Raw genomic sequence first — 17,735 nt, 5'->3', positions numbered from 1 at the left:
ATTCACCCTGCCCCGAACACGCTCTCGCCCTATTTCAGCTTACAGCTTGAGAGCCTACGGGGTATCAGTGCCATTGTGGTGTTATTCAGTCATTGCTTTCAGGCATTTATTGCGCCTTTCGATACCAGCATTTATTCATGGATACGCCTGCTTGGACAGGCTGCAGTCATGATTTTCTTTGCCTTAAGTGGCTATCTGATCGGCTATTCGATCCAGCACAACATTCATCAGCATGGTCAGTTCAATCTGCACCATTATGCCCGACAGCGTGGCCGCAGAATTTTACCGCCCTTTCTGTTTGCCATGGGGTTGACCCTGGTTTTATATCTGCTTGCTCCACTATTATTTACCAGCCACACGCATGCTTTTCAACACAGTTTTGGCATGATGATCCGGACTGACTATAATGTAGACATGATGGAATTTTTTGGTTCGCTGCTATTTTTGAATGGCTTTGTAACACCAACGGTTTCAGCCAATGCTGCACTCTGGAGCCTGAGCTATGAAGTGTGGTTTTATGTGCTGGCCGGATTCCTACCTTTTTTAAAAAATTCGGAAATCGCCAAAATCGGATTTTTTATGGTTCTGGCTATACTGTCATTACTGAACATCCAGTTTTTTATTTATTTTCTGGTCTGGCTTAGTGCCTTTGCCTGTTCATTTCGATATATCCAGCTACGTTTTTTAAACCGCTTACAATCGGTCAAATTAGCCCTAGTCGGCTTGGCATTTCTAATCGCCTGTTTTGATGCTTACCAGTTTCAGCTGATTGATGAGGCCCAGCAATACCGTGCTGCGAATTTTGCCCCTTTTAATTTCTGTGTGGGTTTGGCCTTTAGCTGCTGGCTGGTACAGCTCCAGCATCGACGTAGTCACTACCATCCGGTCTGGGTTCAATCCGCAGACTTTTCCTATACCTTGTATGTCACCCATTTCCCCTTACTTTTATTTATTTTGGGCTGTATTCCAGCAACTTTGGCCTATGGTCTGGGTGGAGCAGTTTTAGCCTTGCTTGCCAGCATGTGCAGCTTAATAGTTTTTGCCTGGCTGATGGCTAAATGGCTCGAACCAGCCAGAAAAAAAGCGTTATCCAATACCCTGCGATAACGCTTTGCTGCAAAAAACTGACATTAGTAGTTTATACATCTTTTTTAGGCCGTGCACCAAATAGGGCTGTGCCAACACGAACCATGGTAGAACCCGCAGCAATCGCTTCTGTCATATCCCCAGACATGCCCATACTTAAAGTATCCCAGTCTTCAGGATGAGCATGTTGTGTTTTTACTACATCAAATAAAACTTTGGCATCAGCAAAGGCTTGAGGATTATTCGGTGCTGGAATGACCATCAAACCACGTAAACGTACATTCGGCAGTTGGCTGATCTGTGCCACCAGATCTGCAACTTCTGCCGGCTGACAGCCATCCTTGGTATCCTGACCGTCAATATTGACCTGAATACAGATATTTAGTGCAGGCTGATCATCTCCACGCTGATTTGATAAGCGCTCGGCAATAATTAGGCGATCGACTCCATGTACCCAGGCAAAATTTTCTGCCAGAGCCTTGGTTTTGTTGCGCTGCACATGTCCAATAAAATGCCACTCAATCTCCAGCTCTTTCAGTGCCGTGATTTTTTCCAGCGCTTCCTGCAAATAGTTTTCACCAAAAGCACGTTGCCCGGCCTGATACATCTCTGCCAGCACGCTGCTCGGCTGGGTCTTGGAAACGGCAAGCAGTTGCACCGCATCTGCTTCGCGGCCGGCCTCAACACAGGCAGTTTCAATTTGCACTAAGACCTGATTTCGTGACTGTTGCAATATATTCATTGATGGGGTTCTCATTTCATTCATCTTTTTTTCCCTTGCCCATGAACTAAGTGTTGGTTAAGCTGTGGGAAAGCCTTATTATTCTATCAAAATAATTAACATTTTAATGAACTCGGGGACCTTATGGATATCACAGAATTGTTGGCATTTTCTGCTAAAAATGGTGCGTCGGATTTACACTTGTCTGCGGGCTTACCGCCAATGATTCGTGTCGATGGGGAAGTTCGTCGCATCAACCTGCCTGCACTGGAACATAAAGAAGTACACAAACTGGTGTACGATATTATGAACGACAAGCAACGCCGTGATTTTGAAGAAAATCTGGAAACTGACTTTTCTTTTGAAGTGCCTGGCGTGGCGCGTTTCCGTGTCAACGCATTTAACCAGAACCGCGGTGCCGGTGCAGTATTCCGTACCATTCCCTCTAAAGTCCTAACGCTTGAAGATCTGGGCATGGGACAGATTTTTAAGGATATCTGTGAATATCCACGTGGTCTGGTCCTCGTCACAGGTCCTACCGGTTCGGGTAAATCAACTACCTTGGCGGCGATGCTGGACTATATTAATGACAACCGCTATGACCATATTCTGACCGTCGAAGACCCAATCGAATTTGTGCATCAGTCCAAAAAATGTCTGATTAACCAGCGTGAAGTACATCGTGATACCCATGGCTTTAATGAAGCATTACGTTCTGCATTACGTGAAGACCCGGACATTATTCTGGTCGGTGAGATGCGTGACCTTGAAACCATTCGTCTGGCCTTAACTGCCGCAGAAACCGGTCACTTAGTATTTGGTACCCTGCATACCACCTCAGCGGCCAAAACCATTGACCGTGTGATCGACGTATTCCCTGCTGAAGAAAAAGACATGGTACGCGCCATGTTGTCTGAATCCCTACAAGCCGTAGTTTCACAGGCTCTGCTGAAGAAAAATGGCGGTGGGCGTGTCGCAGCGCATGAAATCATGATTGGTATTCCTGCGATCCGTAACCTGATCCGTGAAAACAAAGTCGCACAAATGTACTCGGCAATCCAGACCGGTGCCAACTATGGCATGACCACACTGGACCAGACTCTGAAAACACTGGTATCCAAAGGTTTGATCAGCCCGCAAGTTGCACGTACTGCAGCCAAACAGCCAGAAGCATTTTTATAAAAAAATTGAATTGTATTGGGGTTTATATACATGGATTTTAACGGCTTACTCGATTATATGGTGGAGAAAAAAGCATCGGATCTGTTCATTACTGCCGATGTCGAACCGTCCATCAAGATTAATGGGCAGATTTTACCAATTGGCTCGGTAAAATTACCCGGTGCGGCAGTAGGACAACTACTCCATTCCATCATGACCGAAAAGCAGCGTAAAGAATTTGCTGACAGTCGTGAATGTAACTTTGCCATCAGCACGCCGGATAAAAGTGCCCGCTTCCGTGTCAGTGCCTTTCAGCAACGTGATCAACCGGGGATGGTGCTGCGTCGGATTGAAACCGTCATTCCGACCATGGATGAACTCAAGTTACCGCCAATTTTAAAAGAACTGGCGATGACCAAACGTGGCATCATTATTTTTGTCGGAGCAACCGGTACCGGTAAATCAACCTCGCTGGCGTCTTTGGTCGGTTATCGTAATGAAAATTCCAAAGGTCATATCATTACCATTGAAGATCCAATCGAATTTATTCACCAGCATAAGGGTTGTATCATTACCCAGCGTGAAGTCGGCATTGATACGGATTCATTTGAAATTGCCCTGAAAAACACCTTGCGTCAGGCACCGGATGTGATTCTAATTGGTGAGATCCGTTCCCGTGAAACCATGGACTATGCGATTGCCTTTGCCGAAACCGGACATCTGGTGTTTGCTACCCTGCACGCCAACAACGCCAACCAGGCGATTGACCGGATTATCCATTTCTTCGAAGCAGACCGGCATAACCAGCTGTTTATGGACTTGTCCCTAAACATGAAAGCGATTGTGGCACAGCAACTGATTCCAACCATCGATGGCAATGGTCGCCGCGCTGCCATTGAGATTCTAATTAACTCGCCACTGATTGCCGACTTGATTCGTAAAGGTGATGTGCATGAGATCAAGGATCTGATGAAGCGTTCCCGTGAACTGGGCATGCAGACCTTCGATCAGGCGCTGTATGATCTGTATAAAGCCAAACAGATCAGCTATAAAGATGCACTGAAACATGCGGATTCACCCAACGACCTGCGTTTGCAAATCAAACTGTCAGAAGAAGGTGGCAGCCATTTATTGCGTGCACATTCCAATATCACCTTTGACGGTCAGTCCTGATCAGATTGAGCGCATAAAAAAACAGGCTTCCCATGAAGCCTGTTTTTTTTGTTTGAACCAGCGCTCAAATTATTTTTTACGGAACACTTCCTGACATGCAGTCGCATCACAATAGCCATACAGATTCAGTGAGTGACCGGTTAATTCAAAACCAAATTTTTCAGCAACGTCATGCTGCTCTTTTTCAATCGTGTCATTAATAAATTCAACAACTTTGCTGCAATTTAAACATACCAGGTGATCGTGGTGATCTTCCTGCATAATTTCAAAAACTGAATGATTATTTTCAAAATTATGACGTTCGATAATGCCCGCTGCTTCAAACTGTGTTAACACACGATACACAGTTGCTAAACCTACATCTTCGCCCTGATCGAGTAAAGTCTTGTAAATATCTTCCGCACTTAAATGATGTTGTTTTGAATTTTCTAGTAATTCTAATATTTTAATTCGTGGAAGGGTAACTTTCAGCCCAGCTTTTCGTAAATCTTGGTTTGAAATAGTCATGTAAAAAGGTCTCTCAACAAAATCAAAGTTGGAATATGCAACAAAGTTTAGATGCAGTATGATCTATCCTTGGATCAAATGCATCATAATTAATTTGGGATAGTTTAGCAAAATGCAAAAAATCATGTTGACGTTATTCGTCACTTCATTGCTCGTCGGCTGTTCGACATTAGGTGTTTATAAAGTAGATATTCCACAAGGAACCCCTTTAACCCAAGCACAAGCCGCTAAAATTCAGGTGGGAATGAGCCATCAACAGGTGCGTTTCTTACTGGGCAGTCCAACAGTAAGCGATCCACTGAATCCTTTACGTTGGGACTACATCTATAACTATACCCCAGGAACCTACGCTAAAAAAGCCAAGATCCCGGCAGCCCAAGGCCAGCATTTGAAAATCTACTTTAACCAGTCTGGTATCGTAGAACGTGTTGAAGGTCTGGAGACGATTCCAGAATCTCAACCCGGCTTACCAGGATCAAAAGAAGCAATTTTAAATGCTCCTCCACTATAGTCGGTTTCTCATGAAAAAGCCCCTGAATCATCAGGGGCTTTTTTGATTAAGCTGATTGATTGAGCAGATCATTGAGGCTACTGCTCATTCAAGCCGCTTTCTATTCGGAAGACGGTTTCAGCTTTCTTAAAAGATTGCCTCTGGCATAACGACCCACCGGATTTTTCTCGGCGCGTTTACGTCGGATGTCTTTAGGATTGATGGTCAGTGCTCGGTAAATTTCCACCCGATCCCCTGCTGCCAATAGCTGCTGATGATCTTGCAAACGCACGCCAAAAATGCCCAGAGATAACGGTTCAGGCAATTCGACCTGCTCACGGATTCTACTTTGCTGAATCGCATCCAGTGCCGTCATGCCAGGCTGAAATGGCACGGCTAGATGAAATTGTTTTTCTGACGTCGCATACGCTACCCAGATCATCGCCTTACTCATCAGACGAATTGTCCTAAGACAGCAATGATTGCCAGAATAATCCCGACCGGCAACACTACACGTACTGCAATACGCCAAAGGTTATAGAATGCTTCAGAGCTAAAATTCATTGATTTACGCAAATGACTGATCTTCATGATCCAGCCGGCAAACAGTGCATAGATCAAACAAATCAATAGGCCCCAGACTAACAAGACCACATTGAAAATTGGGCTTAGATTTGGAATAGCCCAGATCAGTGTAACCGCCGCCACAATCGCCCATTGAATCGCAGGATGAAGCTGGCGTTGCTGTAATTGTTCACGTGCCATTTGCAGAATTAATGCGGCAGCTGCCACCATTGCTGCGACCAGAGTAAATGCAGGAATTTGTGCTTGTACGGCAAAGAAAGCAAATGCAATGACAGCAACGAGCTGCGCAATCCAGATCGGCAATACCGTCTTGCTGGCGACATCCTGTTGTTGTACAGCGCTCAGGCTAGATTGCCAGTACAAGCCCATGCCCAGACCACTTGCCACCAGCGCCAATACCGTGGCATTGCCCCATTCCGAGAACTCGACTGGCGTGATTTGCCATGCAGGTAGCACCGTTCCCATCACATTGGCTAGAACCAGAGACGCCAGTACGCCAATCGTTGTAAAAGCTAATAAAATTTGACGCGGCAGCAGTGACAAGACCAGCGCAGCAATTGCCAATCCGATCAACAAAAGGTTCGGTGCAAGATCAAGTGCAACAACCGCCAGAACATTGCTGGCATTGTTCAACATAGCACCTGCCAAAAACGGAATAAAAATCACACTTAACCAGCCGACAATACGCCATTTCTGTGACGCATCCGCTTCACGGGTCAGCGTCGAAAGCGCCTGTAATGGCGTTGTTTTAGAGCGCTTGGCCAAAGCAATTTCCAAGTAGCAGACTGGAAGTGCCAGAATCAGCATGGAGGCCAACCAGAGCATCCAGAAATCCATCTGACGATCAATCTGTATACCGGTTATCGGTGCGAGCGTCGCGATGATAATAAACGATAAACAGAAAGCCATCAGCGGCGATAACCATTTTGACATAGCATTGTCCTGCATGATGCATTCCTATAAAAATCTAGCGCTATTTTGCCTTGTGGAGCGGTGAAAATCAAAAACAAAAAGCAAACCACCATGACAGTGATTTGCTGCGCAAAAATTATAATTAGATTTTAATTTTTGTTATCTCGTTACGTCTTTTATTATGAAAAGAAACGAGCGAACCAGTTTTTACCTGTTTTCTTTTCTTTTTCCTTGATGATCCCCATCATATTTTCTTTCACGGCACCGACATAATCCGCGTCATCGTGCTGAATATGGTTAATCAGCCATTTTGATAATACTTCGTGTAGCTCTGATTCAATGGACTGTCCCAGTTCAAAACGGTCACGATAAGACTCGATTTTTTTAATAAACAGGTCATGCACACGTTTATGCGGCACCCGATATTTATAGCCGGCTTCTTCCTGAAGAGATTCCTCAAAGGTGAAATGCGACTGGGTATAATCAATAATATTGTCGAGAATCTGTTTAATACGGGCACGCTCGGTATTGGCATCAATTCCATCAATTTCGTTGATATAATCGAGAATTCGTTTGTGCTGATCGTCAATCACATCGATACCAGTATTATAATCTGGAACCCATTTCATTTTCATTACGACCACCTATAAATATTAAGGACTTATAACGTGAAAATGAGCATATAGCGTATTGATTCAAATAAAAATGAAGCAAATTAGTCGGCTTTCCGCCTAAATCCGGCTTTTTCATTTTAAGTTTCTGTTATATATAATTAAAAATAATTTATCCTGAGTAAAAGGCTAAGATATTAATTAACCAAAATCCGCAATAAACCTTTATTTATTCTTAGATTTTTTCTTATTTTTTAAATATAAAAAAACGGAGTTTAAACTCCGTCTTTAATCGCATTTCAATATTGATCAGCTCGCGTGACGCGTTTTAAGGAAGGATCAAGACGTTCACGTTCCAGACGTTCAACATGCGTCAACTGAGAACGTACTTTCGCCCCATGCTGAAACAGGATCATTTCACCGGGCTGGAAGGCAGTCCATTCTTCATTCTGGGTCAATGGTTCAGTGGTAATCACTGCGACGCGATCTTCAGGGGTCGTGACCTGACTAAAGTCCACTTCGACATCAATATCAATCAGCTGAGCCGGTCTAAACGGGTATTCACGTACCAGCCAGTGGAGTTTAGTAATCGCATAGCTAAACAGCGCCTGACCATTCGACAGGCAGAAATTAAAGGTGCCATGCTCCGCGATTGCAGGTGAAATTTCAGCTAGAAGATCGAAAACCTGATCCAGTTTCGGCTCATGATAGCCAAAGCGTTTCACCAGTTGATCCAGCAGGTAACAGAAGGCACGCTCACTGTCGGTATTTCCGACTGGAGTAAAGCGCCCTGACAGTTCAGGAAAATAATCATATAAATCGCCATTATGGGCAAAAATCCATTGCCGCCCCCAAAGTTCACGGCTAAAAGGATGCGAGTTTTCCAGATTAATTTTGCCTTGGGTCGCTTTACGGATATGGGCAATCACATTGCGTGATTTGATTGGATAATTACGTACCAGCTCGGCAATCGGTGATTCAATCGCGGACTGGTTATCGACGAACAGACGGCAGGCTTTATCTTCAAAGAAAGCAATCCCGAAACCATCCGCATGATCAGAGGTAATGCCCGCCCGCTGGGAAAACCCGCGAAAAGAAAAAGTAATATCCGTCGGGGTGGCACAATTCATTCCGAGCAGTTGGCACATGGTCTGGTTTCAGCTCTCTATTTACTTAGAAGCTTATTGTGCATGACTGTCCCAGTCATTTCAAATAGGTGGCTATAAGAAATCCAAATAAAAAAGAGTCTCTATTGAGACTCTTTTTCGCAAAAATTGGCTTAAGAACGATGCGGATTGGCACGATTGGTAATGAGGGTGCCCACACCATGATCGGTGAAAATTTCTAGTAAGCTGGCATGAGGTACACGGCCATCCACGATATGTGCACTTACGACGCCGCCTTTTACCGCATCCAGCGCACAACCGACCTTTGGAATCATGCCGCCATAAATCACGCCAGTTTCGATCAGACGATCGACTTCTTGAGTGGTCAAACCAGTCAACAGGTTTTTATTTTCATCCAAGACACCGGTGATATTGGTGAGTAGAATCAGTTTTTCTGCACCTAGGGCTTCAGCGACTTTACCAGCGACCAAATCAGCATTGATATTATAGGTATTGCCTTCTTCATCGACACCTAGCGGGGCAATGACTGGAATAAAGTCACTATTGGTAAACATTTCCAGAACATCAGTTTTCACGCCAACGACTTCACCGACCAGACCCAGATCAATTTGCTCAACTGAACCATCTTCAGCCACTTTTTCCATCAGCAGCTTTTGCGCACGAATCAGGTTGCCGTCTTTACCGGTAAGACCAATCGCACGACCACCATGCTGGTTAATCAGGTTCACGATAGATTTGTTAACGCTACCGCCAAGTACCATCTCGACTACTTCCATGGTCGCAGGATCAGTCACGCGCATGCCGTCAATACGGTCTGATTCGCGGCCCAGCTGTTTCAGCATGGAATCGACTTGCGGGCCACCACCATGTACCACGATCGGATTAATACCGACTGTTTTTAATAATACGATATCACGTGCAAATGAACTTTCCAGCTCAGGATCGGTCATCGCGTTACCGCCGTATTTTACCACCAGGGTTTTACCCGCAAAGCGTTGAATATACGGCAAAGCTTCTGTCAAAATCTGTGCTTTGTCGATGCCTGTTTGTTGATTTGGCATTCGCCTCTCCTTATTGAGCATCTAAAATGTCTTGAGCGATCTCTGGATAACGGTCACGCAACATGGCTACAAACAGATGACGAATTTCATTTAGACCTTGGGCATTATTGGCATCAAAGCGCACTGTGAAATACTCACCTGTATTGGATGCTCGAATGATGCCAAAACCATCCTCAAAATCAAGACGTATCCCATCAATTTTACTGATTTGCGCATTAATTCTTGCGGATTGTTGTTCAACGAAGTTTAAAAGCTCAACAGGACGTACTTGACGCGTTGAAATATAAAGATCTTCAGTACCATGTCGTTTTGGATAAGCCGCCAAGGCCTGCGCGAGAGTTTGCCCCGTTTGGTCGAGATATTCCATGACTCTGAGCGCTGCATAGAGTCCATCATCATAGCCCCAGCCGCGACCATCATTAAAGACATAATGTCCGGCATATTCCCCACCAAAAATCGCCTGATGCTGAGACTGGTTCAGATAAGTTCTGAGAAATGAACTGCCGGTACGAATCATCACAGGTTCCCCGCCCAGACGTTGCACTGTATCGCGAACCAGAGTTGAACATTTCACATCATAAACAAATTGGCGTGGTGCTGAATCGCTTAGGCAAATTTCGGCAAACAGACATAATAACTGATCGGCTGTGATAATCTGACCCTGTTCATCAACCAGAACCAGGCGATCGCCATCACCGTCCAGGGCAATACCGAGATCAGCCTGCTGTTGCATGACAGTTTGGCGTAAAGTCTCAAGATGTTTGTCTTGCGAAGGATCCGGCGCATGATCCGGAAAATGTCCATTGGCCTCGCAACGTAAAGCAGTCACTTCACAGCCCATTTTTCTGAGTACCAGGTCAGCACAACGTCCGGCGGAGCCATGCAGACCATCCAGAACTACTTTAAATGAGCGCTTCAATTGAATATCTTCTAATATCCCCTGCTGATACTGCAGGCAAAACTCTGGAATAATCTGATGCGGCAGTTCAGCTAAACCAAGTAGCTGGCTATCGCAATGCGACTTTGCCAGTTGGGCCACCTGTTGAATCATCTCAGGACAAGGTGGTTCACCATCAATAATCCATTTAATACCATTATCTTCTTTGGGGTTATGACTGGCAGTGACCATAATGCCATTGCCATCAAACTGACGTGCGGTGAAATATAGCATTGGGCTGGAACAGCAGCCTACAATAGTGGCTTCCAGCGAATAGTCTTCAAAAATACGGGCAATGGTATCGGCAAAAGCCGGGCTACTGATGCGTGCATCATAACCAATGGCGACACGTGTCTGTCCCGCAGCCTGATACTGCTGGGCTAAACCGTGGGCAATTGCATCAATGATCCCGGCACCTAATAGACTAACTTTACCGCGTATGTCATAGGCACGAAAGATATGCATGGGGAATGGATGATTCATAGATCCCATAAAAATGTCTTTTCACTATTCATTAAAATAAGGAGATTTAAAATGATGATTTCATCATAATGACTTTAAACATTTGTTTTTGTTTTAAGACCCGCTATTTTTAAACGATTTCAATGTAACAATCAATTATAAAAATATAATCTACAACTTTAGAATTATAGGATTCTTGTAATTAAACAATGATTATTTAATTATATTTATTTTGAGTTTCATCTAATTAGACATTTGATAATTACATCAATTTTGGATTTAAATAATTCTACTTGGCCGAAAAAATAAGGTTTTATTTTTTAAATATATTTCAACCAACTCATTTTTTTAATATTTAATCTAATCAACTAAAAATGGCTTACATCCAGTTAATGAATGCAAACCATGATTAAAACTTAGTTTTTACCCGTATGACCAAAACCACCAGCACCGCGTTCAGTCGCTTCGAATTCATTCACCAGATCGAATTCAGCTTGTACCACAGGAACCAACACATACTGCGCCAAACGTTCACCTGGCTCTAAGCTGAATGCCGTCTGACTACGGTTCCAAACGGATACCATCAATTCACCCTGATAATCAGAATCAATTAAACCTACCAGGTTACCCAACACGATCCCATGTTTATGGCCCAAACCCGAACGTGGCAAGATCAGACCAGCAAATGCAGGATCTTCAATATAGATTGCTAAACCAGTTTTTACCAAAACCGTTTGGCCTGGTTCAATGATTGTGGTTTCTGCAACACACGCACGCAAATCCAGCCCCGCTGAACCTGTCGTAGCATAAGTCGGTAATGGCCATTCCTGACCGAGACGTGAGTCAAGGACTTTCACCTGAACTTTCATGTATTCATTCCTGTTGTTTCATTTAAAATAAGAGCAAGCCTTGTTTCTTATCGTTTGATAAGATTACGCAAATTATCAAGATAATGTTGGGCTTGTAATTTCGGATCGATGTTGCCTGCCAGCTTTTTCTTACGACCTAACCATTCCAGCTCATCTTCTGGTAATTCATCCAGGAAACGGCTTGGGGTCATTTGCTTCATCTGCCCGCCCGCCTTGCGTTGTTCTGCCAAAGTAATGGTCAAGCCCTGACGTGCACGGGTAATCCCCACATACATCAGACGGCGTTCTTCTTCGACGGTTTCCGCAGCGATCGAGTTTTTATGCGGCAGAATTTCTTCTTCCAGCCCAATCAGATACACATAAGGAAACTCAAGACCTTTGGATGCATGTAAAGTCAGTAAGTTGACTTTATCGGTGTCTTCTTCTTCTTGTTGCTGCTCCAGCATATCCAGCAGCACCATTTTACGAATTACACTTTCAATATTCTTTTCATCAACATCCTCAGCGCGGTTAATCAGGCTTTGAATGCTGCTGTAGAGCACTTCGATATTGTCGAGCTTGGTTTTTTCCTGCGCTGGCGTGGCTGCAGTTTCCTTGATGTAATCGATATAACCGGCTTCAATCATCATCTGGCGGATGATCGGCACTGGTTCATCATCATCCAGTAAATTGCGGGTAAAGCCCTCAATAAAATCGGCAAACTCGGCCAATTGGGTCGTGGCCTTTTTCGGAATCGCCATGGTCAGGCGCTGATCCGCTGCCGCAGCCAGAAGCGACAGATTATTTTCCTGAGCAAATAAGCCGAGCTTTTCCAGCGTTACCGGACCAATCGCCCGTTTTGGCGTATTGATAATTCGCAGGAATGCACTGTCATCTTCAGGGTTAATGATCAGACGTAAATAACTCATCATGTCCTTGATTTCGGCACGCGCGAAGAAGGACTGTCCGCCAGATAATTTATACGGAATCTGCATCTGACGTAGATGGGTTTCTAAAATACGCGCCTGGAAATTGCCACGGTACAACACCGCATAATCTTTCCAGCTTTTACCATTCATCAGCTTATGCGTGATCAGGTCTTTAACCACGCGCTCTGCTTCATCATCATCATTTCGGCAGGTAATCACACGGATCACTTCACCATGGCCTTTGTCTGACCAGAGCTTTTTATCAAAAATATGCGGATTATTGCCAATCACGGTGTTGGCTGCTTTAAGAATACGACTGGTCGAACGATAGTTCTGTTCCAGCTTGATCACTTTCAGATTAGGAAAATCCTGCTGCAACAAAGCCATATTTTCCGGTTTAGCACCACGCCAGGCATAAATCGACTGGTCATCATCGCCTACCGCAGTGAATTGTCCCATCACACCGACCAGTAATTTCACCAGAATATACTGCGCCGTATTGGTATCCTGATATTCATCGACCAGCAGATAACGCACACGATTTTGCCATTTGTCACGGACTTCTGCATTTTCCTGCAGCAAGCGCGTTGGCATTACAATCAGATCATCAAAATCCACGGCGTTATAGGCGCGTAAATTACGTTCATAAAGCTGATACAAATGCGCAAACTGCACATCTTCGGCAGTTTCACAGGTGGTGTGGGCTTGCTCAGGTGGAATGAGATCATTTTTCCAGTCCGAGATCATTTTCATGGCTTTGGCGATCAGTTCTTTGCTTTCTGCACCGGATAAATTGTCACGTTGCATCAGATCCATCAGAATGCGTTTACAGTCGTCAGCATCCAGAATTGAGAAATTATTTTTCAGTGGGGTATGTTTCAACTCCAGGCGCAGCATATTCAGGCCAAAAGTATGGAAGGTTGAAACTGAAACGCCTTTACTTTCTTCACGTGTCAACAATTTGCTGACACGCTCTTTCATCTCACGTGCCGCTTTATTGGTAAAAGTCATTGCGGTAATACGATGTGCAGGAATTCCGCAATGCTTGACTAAATACGCGATTTTTCGCGTGATCACTGAAGTCTTGCCTGAACCCGCTCCTGCAAGTACTAACAAGGGTCCTTGAGTGTATTTCATGGCTTCAAGTTGCTTGTCATTTAACTGACTGGCGAGTGACATATGGCTTCCTCTTCTAGATTCGGCTCCGATTATAGTCATCTCTGCGTCAGTTGCCTAATTTAAAATACGATTAATCAGGTCAATGTTCAGATATAAAAAAACCACCCGAAGGTGGTTTTTTCTTAAGCGTTCAAGAATTATTGAACTGCATATACCGCGATTTCTACACGACGGTTTTGTTCTTTACCCGCAGCAGTTGTATTGTCTGCAATTGGGTTCGCTGAACCTAAACCTTGAGCATTAATACGTGTACGTGAAACACCTTGGCCTGCCAAGTAAGTCGCTACAGAGTTTGCGCGTGCTTGAGACAATGGCAAGTTAATTGAATCATTACCCGTGCTGTCTGTATAACCAGTTACAAGAATACCGCTCTTGTTATCTTCAGTTAATACTTGCGCCACTTTGTTCAAAGTACCATAGAAGTTTGGTTTGATATTTGATTTGTTCGTATCAAATGTAATGCTGCCTGGCATTACAAGGTTAATCGAACCATCTGCATTACGGTTAACGTCTACGCCAGTACCTGCTGTTGCTTGACGTAATTTTTTCTCTTTATTGTCAAGATAAATACCCGCTGCACCACCTACAACAGCACCAATTGCTGCTGCACGGTTGTTTTGACGGCTAGTATTTGCATTACTTTTAGAAACGCCGTAGCCAGCTGCAGCACCAATTAAAGTACCTAGAGCCGCTTTATCATATTCCACACCACCGATGTTACTGCCAGTTGATTGACAACCTGTAAGTGCTACGGCCCCTGCTACAGCTGCTGAAATTACTAGTGCACGCATCGCATGACTCCTTGTTGTATGCTTTGTTGTATAAGCGAGATAATGATTTAAATTGAATGGTGTAACCATTGAATTTTTGTTAATAATAAATCGTTTAGTAATATTTTGTAATGTTTATATGTAACTAAATCAAAGTAGTTCATCACAATATCTTCATAGTTTCCTGTTCAGGCTTTTTTATTTGCCTAACTGTCTCTATATTACTCAAAATATGAAAAATTTAAGCGATTAATCTGTGGGGACTGTTTGGATATGTCATCGAATAGCAACAAGCAACCGACTTTAAAAAAACTGGCACGTGGCCTGACGGTCACTTCAGTCATGACTGGCAGTACTTTTTTTCATGGCCCCCCGGTGCTGGCCTTGGGTTTAACCAAAATTTTTAAAAAATCCGCAAAAGTGGATGAAACCAATATCAAGATTACCAACAGCTGGTTAGGGGTCAATAACTGGCTGATTGAGCATGTGCTGAAAAACACGCAATGGCAAATCAGCGTAGATGAATCACTGGATTTGAATATGCAGGGCCGTTATTTGATGACCTGTAATCATCAAAGCTGGGTCGATACCACCGTCAACCAGTACTTCGGTCTGACCCGTATGCCCCTGACGCGTTTCTTTACCAAATGGGAACTTATTTTTATTCCTTTTGTTGGACAGGCCTTTAAAATTTTGGGCTTCCCGATGATGAAGCGGCATAGCAAGGAACAGATTGCCAAAAATCCTGCACTGAAATACCGGGATATGGAAGAAGCACGCAAATCTTGTGAACAGCTGATCAGTCAGCCTTTTACCCTGTTAAATTATCTGGAAGGCACCCGCTTTACCCAGGAAAAGCATGATCAGCAGCAGTCTTCCTATACACATTTACTGAAACCTAAAGCCGGTGGTCTGGCATTGGCGCTCAGTATTCTCGGCGATAAAATTGATGCGCTGGTCGACATGACCATTGTTTATCCTGACGGTATTCCGGGCTATGGTGAATTCTGGTTAGGTGAAGTACCACGTATTGCGGTAAATTTAAGAAAAATTGATATTCCAGACTGGGTACTGGGCGGCAATTATGAAGATGATGCTGAATATCGTGCACGCTTTCAAAAATGGATTGATCAAATCTGGACCGAAAAAGATCAGCTCATCGCACAAATGCAGCAGAACTTTGCCCAAGCCCCGGCCGGATCTGTAACCGAGTAATTATGAAGAACGACAACCCGGACATTACGTCCAGCTCCTTTAAATTTGTTCGTAAAGGAACCTGGGGCTGGAAAATTGCACTGATTTACGACATTTTCATGATGGTTTTAATCATCATCAATCTGTTCTGTCTCAGTGCAAACGCCATTTTAATGAGCGATTTTGGTCAGTGGTTGTTTGACTTTATTCGTTTACCGGAAATCTTGCAGTTTTATAAAAGTGATTTACGCCCTTGGGTCATCATTACCGAGGGCTGGTTTACCACCTTCTTGGTCTGTGAATTACTGGCCCGCTGGGTCATCGCGATTGTTCTGCGTCATCATCGACGCTGGTGGTTCTTCCCTTTTGTGCACTGGTATGAAATTTTATCCATTATCCCTCAGCTACGTTTCCTGCGCCTGCTGCGTGCGGTCGCGATTGGCTACAACCTGCATAGCCATGGTTATAAAGTAATTCCCAATCGCTGGTATCGCCAAGGCAACTTTTATTACAACATGCTGATGGAAGAGCTTTCCAGCCGGGTGGTCCTGACCGTACTGGACGGCATCAAGCGTGAACTGACCACAAGCACATCACATAAACAGTTAATTGATGATCTGGTGGAACATCATCGTAAATTACTGGCCATTGCCTTGGCAGATATCTTGCAGGAATCTTTAGGCAAGGAATTACAGTCACAACGTTCCATGATCGCTAAAAATGTAGGGCAAGTAGTGAATCAGGCGATTGAAGACACTCCTGAATTGACCCAATTATTACGTTTGATTCCAATTGTGGGCAGCCGGATTGAACAGCAAATTCAAAGTATTGGTCAACGCTTGGGCGAAAATATCACGCAAGGACTGATTGAACCATTTACCCACACAGGTCAAAAAGAAAATCCGACTTTTACCCTAATTTCAGATAAAATCAGCCAGATTCAGATTGAACATAATCCACATATTGATAAATTGGTCGAATCGGCTGTTTTTGAAACACTTGAAGCAATCCGAAAACAGGTGAAAGTCAAACAGTGGCAACAGATTTTAGAAGAACATGAGCAAAATCAGAGCTCAATAGATAAGTAAAGTTTAAAGTACAGAATCAGATCAATCCGTCCGGTTCTGTTCGCATAAAAAAATAACTGAGATCGCTAGAGAATTACTGCAATTTGTTCTAGGATTTGCACTATTTACAACATTGCTTCGACACAAAACCAGCACGTCAGAAGTATTTAAGGAAGAATTATGGCTGATATACGGATAAAAGGCAGAATGGTCAATGCGATACGCATTAGCCTAGATACCAATGATCATGATGCAATCCGCCAGCAACTTAGCCCAAAACTACAAGCAGCATTTCCACCCGGCACTTTGGCAGTCATTGAAAGTTCAGTTGAACAGGAACTCATTGCGCTAATTCAACTATTAATCAGTCTGGATGTACAGCCTATGGCTGTTACTGAGGGTTTACTTGGAGATCAGGCGCGCGCCATTCAGTTCCCGGTACTGCCACCTGATCGCCAGTTAGAAGAAATTAAAGCCACCAAAGAACAGGTCGTGGAAGTTAAACCAGAACCTACAGCGGTGAATGATAATCAAGCACCTGCTGCTCCGATCGTCGCGCATATCACCTCATATCATGATGAAATCCTGCGTACCGGCCAATGTATCGTGCAGCATAATGGCGACATTATTATTAATGCCGGTATCAACAGTGGCTCAGAAGTGATTGCTTCAGGCAATATTCATGTTTATGGCAGCGCACGTGGTCGGGTCATTGCGGGTGCGGGTGGCAATACTGCAGCACGCATTTTCTGTCATAGTCTCGAAGCAGAACTGATTTCAATTGCAGGAACCTATTGTGTGGCGGATGATATTCCACCGCATGTAGTTAAAAAATCTGTGCATATTTACTTGAATGATCAACTAGAGCTTGTATTTGAAGCTCTACAATTTTAATGTATAAATAAACACCAAAAA

At 44.0% G+C, this 17,735-nt stretch carries 18 protein-coding genes; 7 read left to right on the top strand and 11 right to left on the bottom strand.

Translation table 11 applies throughout. The features are described from left to right. Nucleotides 1-1,107 (top strand): acyltransferase family protein, encoded by a 1,107-nt coding sequence (locus AC1IR0_RS11540; RefSeq protein ID WP_409655487.1) that lies wholly within the window; start codon nt 1-3, stop codon nt 1,105-1,107. Nucleotides 1,108-1,138: 31 nt separating this feature from the next. Here AC1IR0_RS11540 and AC1IR0_RS11535 read toward each other — a convergent pair whose 3' ends face one another. Then, on the bottom strand, nt 1,139-1,828 hold the full coding sequence (locus tag AC1IR0_RS11535; RefSeq protein ID WP_409655484.1) for a YggS family pyridoxal phosphate-dependent enzyme: 690 nt from the start codon (nt 1,826-1,828) through the stop codon (nt 1,139-1,141). A 123-nt stretch (nt 1,829-1,951) separates the two neighbouring features. Here AC1IR0_RS11535 and AC1IR0_RS11530 point away from each other — a divergent pair, with 123 nt between their 5' ends. Both AC1IR0_RS11530 and AC1IR0_RS11525 read left to right on the top strand, forming a co-directional pair. After that, nucleotides 1,952-2,989: a type IV pilus twitching motility protein PilT gene (locus AC1IR0_RS11530; RefSeq protein ID WP_004279279.1), complete on the top strand. Its 1,038-nt coding sequence runs from the start codon at nt 1,952-1,954 to the stop codon at nt 2,987-2,989. A 30-nt stretch (nt 2,990-3,019) separates the two neighbouring features. Then, nucleotides 3,020-4,141 (top strand): PilT/PilU family type 4a pilus ATPase, encoded by a 1,122-nt coding sequence (locus AC1IR0_RS11525; RefSeq protein WP_004279277.1) that lies wholly within the window; start codon nt 3,020-3,022, stop codon nt 4,139-4,141. A gap of 69 nt (nt 4,142-4,210) precedes the next feature. Here AC1IR0_RS11525 and fur read toward each other — a convergent pair whose 3' ends face one another. After that, nucleotides 4,211-4,648, bottom strand: a complete 438-nt coding sequence (gene fur / locus AC1IR0_RS11520; protein WP_004646136.1) for a ferric iron uptake transcriptional regulator — start codon at nt 4,646-4,648, stop codon at nt 4,211-4,213. A gap of 112 nt (nt 4,649-4,760) precedes the next feature. Here fur and AC1IR0_RS11515 point away from each other — a divergent pair, with 112 nt between their 5' ends. Then, a complete protein-coding gene (locus AC1IR0_RS11515; protein WP_004279275.1) occupies nt 4,761-5,159 on the top strand; it encodes an outer membrane protein assembly factor BamE in 399 nt (132 codons plus the stop codon). Nucleotides 5,160-5,259: 100 nt separating this feature from the next. Here AC1IR0_RS11515 and AC1IR0_RS11510 read toward each other — a convergent pair whose 3' ends face one another. From AC1IR0_RS11510 to AC1IR0_RS11470, 9 genes are all read right to left on the bottom strand, one after another. Further along, nucleotides 5,260-5,592: an RnfH family protein gene (locus AC1IR0_RS11510; RefSeq protein WP_310077822.1), complete on the bottom strand. Its 333-nt coding sequence runs from the start codon at nt 5,590-5,592 to the stop codon at nt 5,260-5,262. Further along, on the bottom strand, nt 5,592-6,671 hold the full coding sequence (locus AC1IR0_RS11505; protein ID WP_409655458.1) for a hypothetical protein: 1,080 nt from the start codon (nt 6,669-6,671) through the stop codon (nt 5,592-5,594). The genes AC1IR0_RS11510 and AC1IR0_RS11505 overlap by 1 nt, the downstream gene beginning before the upstream one ends. 143 nt (nt 6,672-6,814) lie before the next feature. Further along, nucleotides 6,815-7,270 carry a bacteriohemerythrin gene (locus AC1IR0_RS11500; protein ID WP_005247102.1) on the bottom strand — a complete coding sequence of 152 codons (456 nt, stop codon included), beginning with the start codon at nt 7,268-7,270 and terminating at the stop codon, nt 6,815-6,817. A gap of 275 nt (nt 7,271-7,545) precedes the next feature. Next, on the bottom strand, nt 7,546-8,394 hold the full coding sequence (locus AC1IR0_RS11495; protein ID WP_004730575.1) for a class II glutamine amidotransferase: 849 nt from the start codon (nt 8,392-8,394) through the stop codon (nt 7,546-7,548). A 131-nt stretch (nt 8,395-8,525) separates the two neighbouring features. Then, nucleotides 8,526-9,434: an acetylglutamate kinase gene (argB, locus tag AC1IR0_RS11490; protein ID WP_004279270.1), complete on the bottom strand. Its 909-nt coding sequence runs from the start codon at nt 9,432-9,434 to the stop codon at nt 8,526-8,528. 10 nt (nt 9,435-9,444) lie between these two features. Then, nucleotides 9,445-10,863, bottom strand: a complete 1,419-nt coding sequence (locus AC1IR0_RS11485; protein ID WP_409655453.1) for a phosphomannomutase/phosphoglucomutase — start codon at nt 10,861-10,863, stop codon at nt 9,445-9,447. Nucleotides 10,864-11,249: 386 nt separating this feature from the next. Beyond that, on the bottom strand, nt 11,250-11,702 hold the full coding sequence (gene dut / locus AC1IR0_RS11480; protein ID WP_004646127.1) for a dUTP diphosphatase: 453 nt from the start codon (nt 11,700-11,702) through the stop codon (nt 11,250-11,252). Nucleotides 11,703-11,749: 47 nt separating this feature from the next. Continuing rightward, the gene (locus AC1IR0_RS11475; protein WP_004730583.1) at nt 11,750-13,789 is read right to left on the bottom strand and encodes a UvrD-helicase domain-containing protein; all 2,040 of its coding nucleotides are present in this window, start codon (nt 13,787-13,789) and stop codon (nt 11,750-11,752) included. 137 nt (nt 13,790-13,926) lie between these two features. Next, nucleotides 13,927-14,580, bottom strand: coding sequence for a YiaD family glycine zipper/OmpA-like lipoprotein (locus AC1IR0_RS11470; protein WP_005247109.1), 654 nt, complete (start codon nt 14,578-14,580; stop codon nt 13,927-13,929). A gap of 252 nt (nt 14,581-14,832) precedes the next feature. On the opposite strand from AC1IR0_RS11470, the gene AC1IR0_RS11465 reads away from it, so the two are divergent. The 3 genes from AC1IR0_RS11465 (at nt 14,833) to minC (ending at nt 17,714) form a co-directional block, all read left to right on the top strand. Then, nucleotides 14,833-15,774 carry an acyltransferase gene (locus AC1IR0_RS11465; protein WP_374952202.1) on the top strand — a complete coding sequence of 314 codons (942 nt, stop codon included), beginning with the start codon at nt 14,833-14,835 and terminating at the stop codon, nt 15,772-15,774. 2 nt (nt 15,775-15,776) lie between these two features. Next, nucleotides 15,777-16,841, top strand: coding sequence for a hypothetical protein (locus tag AC1IR0_RS11460; RefSeq protein ID WP_004279261.1), 1,065 nt, complete (start codon nt 15,777-15,779; stop codon nt 16,839-16,841). A gap of 159 nt (nt 16,842-17,000) precedes the next feature. Further along, a complete protein-coding gene (gene minC / locus AC1IR0_RS11455) occupies nt 17,001-17,714 on the top strand; it encodes a septum site-determining protein MinC (RefSeq protein WP_114541550.1) in 714 nt (237 codons plus the stop codon). Nucleotides 17,715-17,735: the final 21 nt, after the last annotated feature.

The organism is Acinetobacter sp. 129952 (assembly GCF_056642055.1).
Note: the sequence above shows the minus strand (reverse complement) of the source record. Positions and strands in the feature narration are given on the sequence as shown.

Coding starts and splice junctions, on each gene's coding strand:
- AC1IR0_RS11525 (WP_004279277.1), top strand. CDS start 3,020: ATGGATTTTAACGGCTTACTCGATTATATGGTGGAGAAAAAAGCATCG.
- fur (WP_004646136.1), bottom strand. CDS start 4,648: ATGACTATTTCAAACCAAGATTTACGAAAAGCTGGGCTGAAAGTTACC.
- dut (WP_004646127.1), bottom strand. CDS start 11,702: ATGAAAGTTCAGGTGAAAGTCCTTGACTCACGTCTCGGTCAGGAATGG.
- AC1IR0_RS11500 (WP_005247102.1), bottom strand. CDS start 7,270: ATGAAAATGAAATGGGTTCCAGATTATAATACTGGTATCGATGTGATT.
- argB (WP_004279270.1), bottom strand. CDS start 9,434: ATGCCAAATCAACAAACAGGCATCGACAAAGCACAGATTTTGACAGAA.
- AC1IR0_RS11460 (WP_004279261.1), top strand. CDS start 15,777: ATGAAGAACGACAACCCGGACATTACGTCCAGCTCCTTTAAATTTGTT.
- AC1IR0_RS11465 (WP_374952202.1), top strand. CDS start 14,833: ATGTCATCGAATAGCAACAAGCAACCGACTTTAAAAAAACTGGCACGT.
- AC1IR0_RS11495 (WP_004730575.1), bottom strand. CDS start 8,394: ATGTGCCAACTGCTCGGAATGAATTGTGCCACCCCGACGGATATTACT.
- AC1IR0_RS11515 (WP_004279275.1), top strand. CDS start 4,761: ATGCAAAAAATCATGTTGACGTTATTCGTCACTTCATTGCTCGTCGGC.
- AC1IR0_RS11470 (WP_005247109.1), bottom strand. CDS start 14,580: ATGCGTGCACTAGTAATTTCAGCAGCTGTAGCAGGGGCCGTAGCACTT.
- minC (WP_114541550.1), top strand. CDS start 17,001: ATGGCTGATATACGGATAAAAGGCAGAATGGTCAATGCGATACGCATT.
- AC1IR0_RS11530 (WP_004279279.1), top strand. CDS start 1,952: ATGGATATCACAGAATTGTTGGCATTTTCTGCTAAAAATGGTGCGTCG.
- AC1IR0_RS11485 (WP_409655453.1), bottom strand. CDS start 10,863: ATGGGATCTATGAATCATCCATTCCCCATGCATATCTTTCGTGCCTAT.
- AC1IR0_RS11505 (WP_409655458.1), bottom strand. CDS start 6,671: ATGCAGGACAATGCTATGTCAAAATGGTTATCGCCGCTGATGGCTTTC.
- AC1IR0_RS11535 (WP_409655484.1), bottom strand. CDS start 1,828: ATGAATATATTGCAACAGTCACGAAATCAGGTCTTAGTGCAAATTGAA.
- AC1IR0_RS11475 (WP_004730583.1), bottom strand. CDS start 13,789: ATGTCACTCGCCAGTCAGTTAAATGACAAGCAACTTGAAGCCATGAAA.
- AC1IR0_RS11510 (WP_310077822.1), bottom strand. CDS start 5,592: ATGAGTAAGGCGATGATCTGGGTAGCGTATGCGACGTCAGAAAAACAA.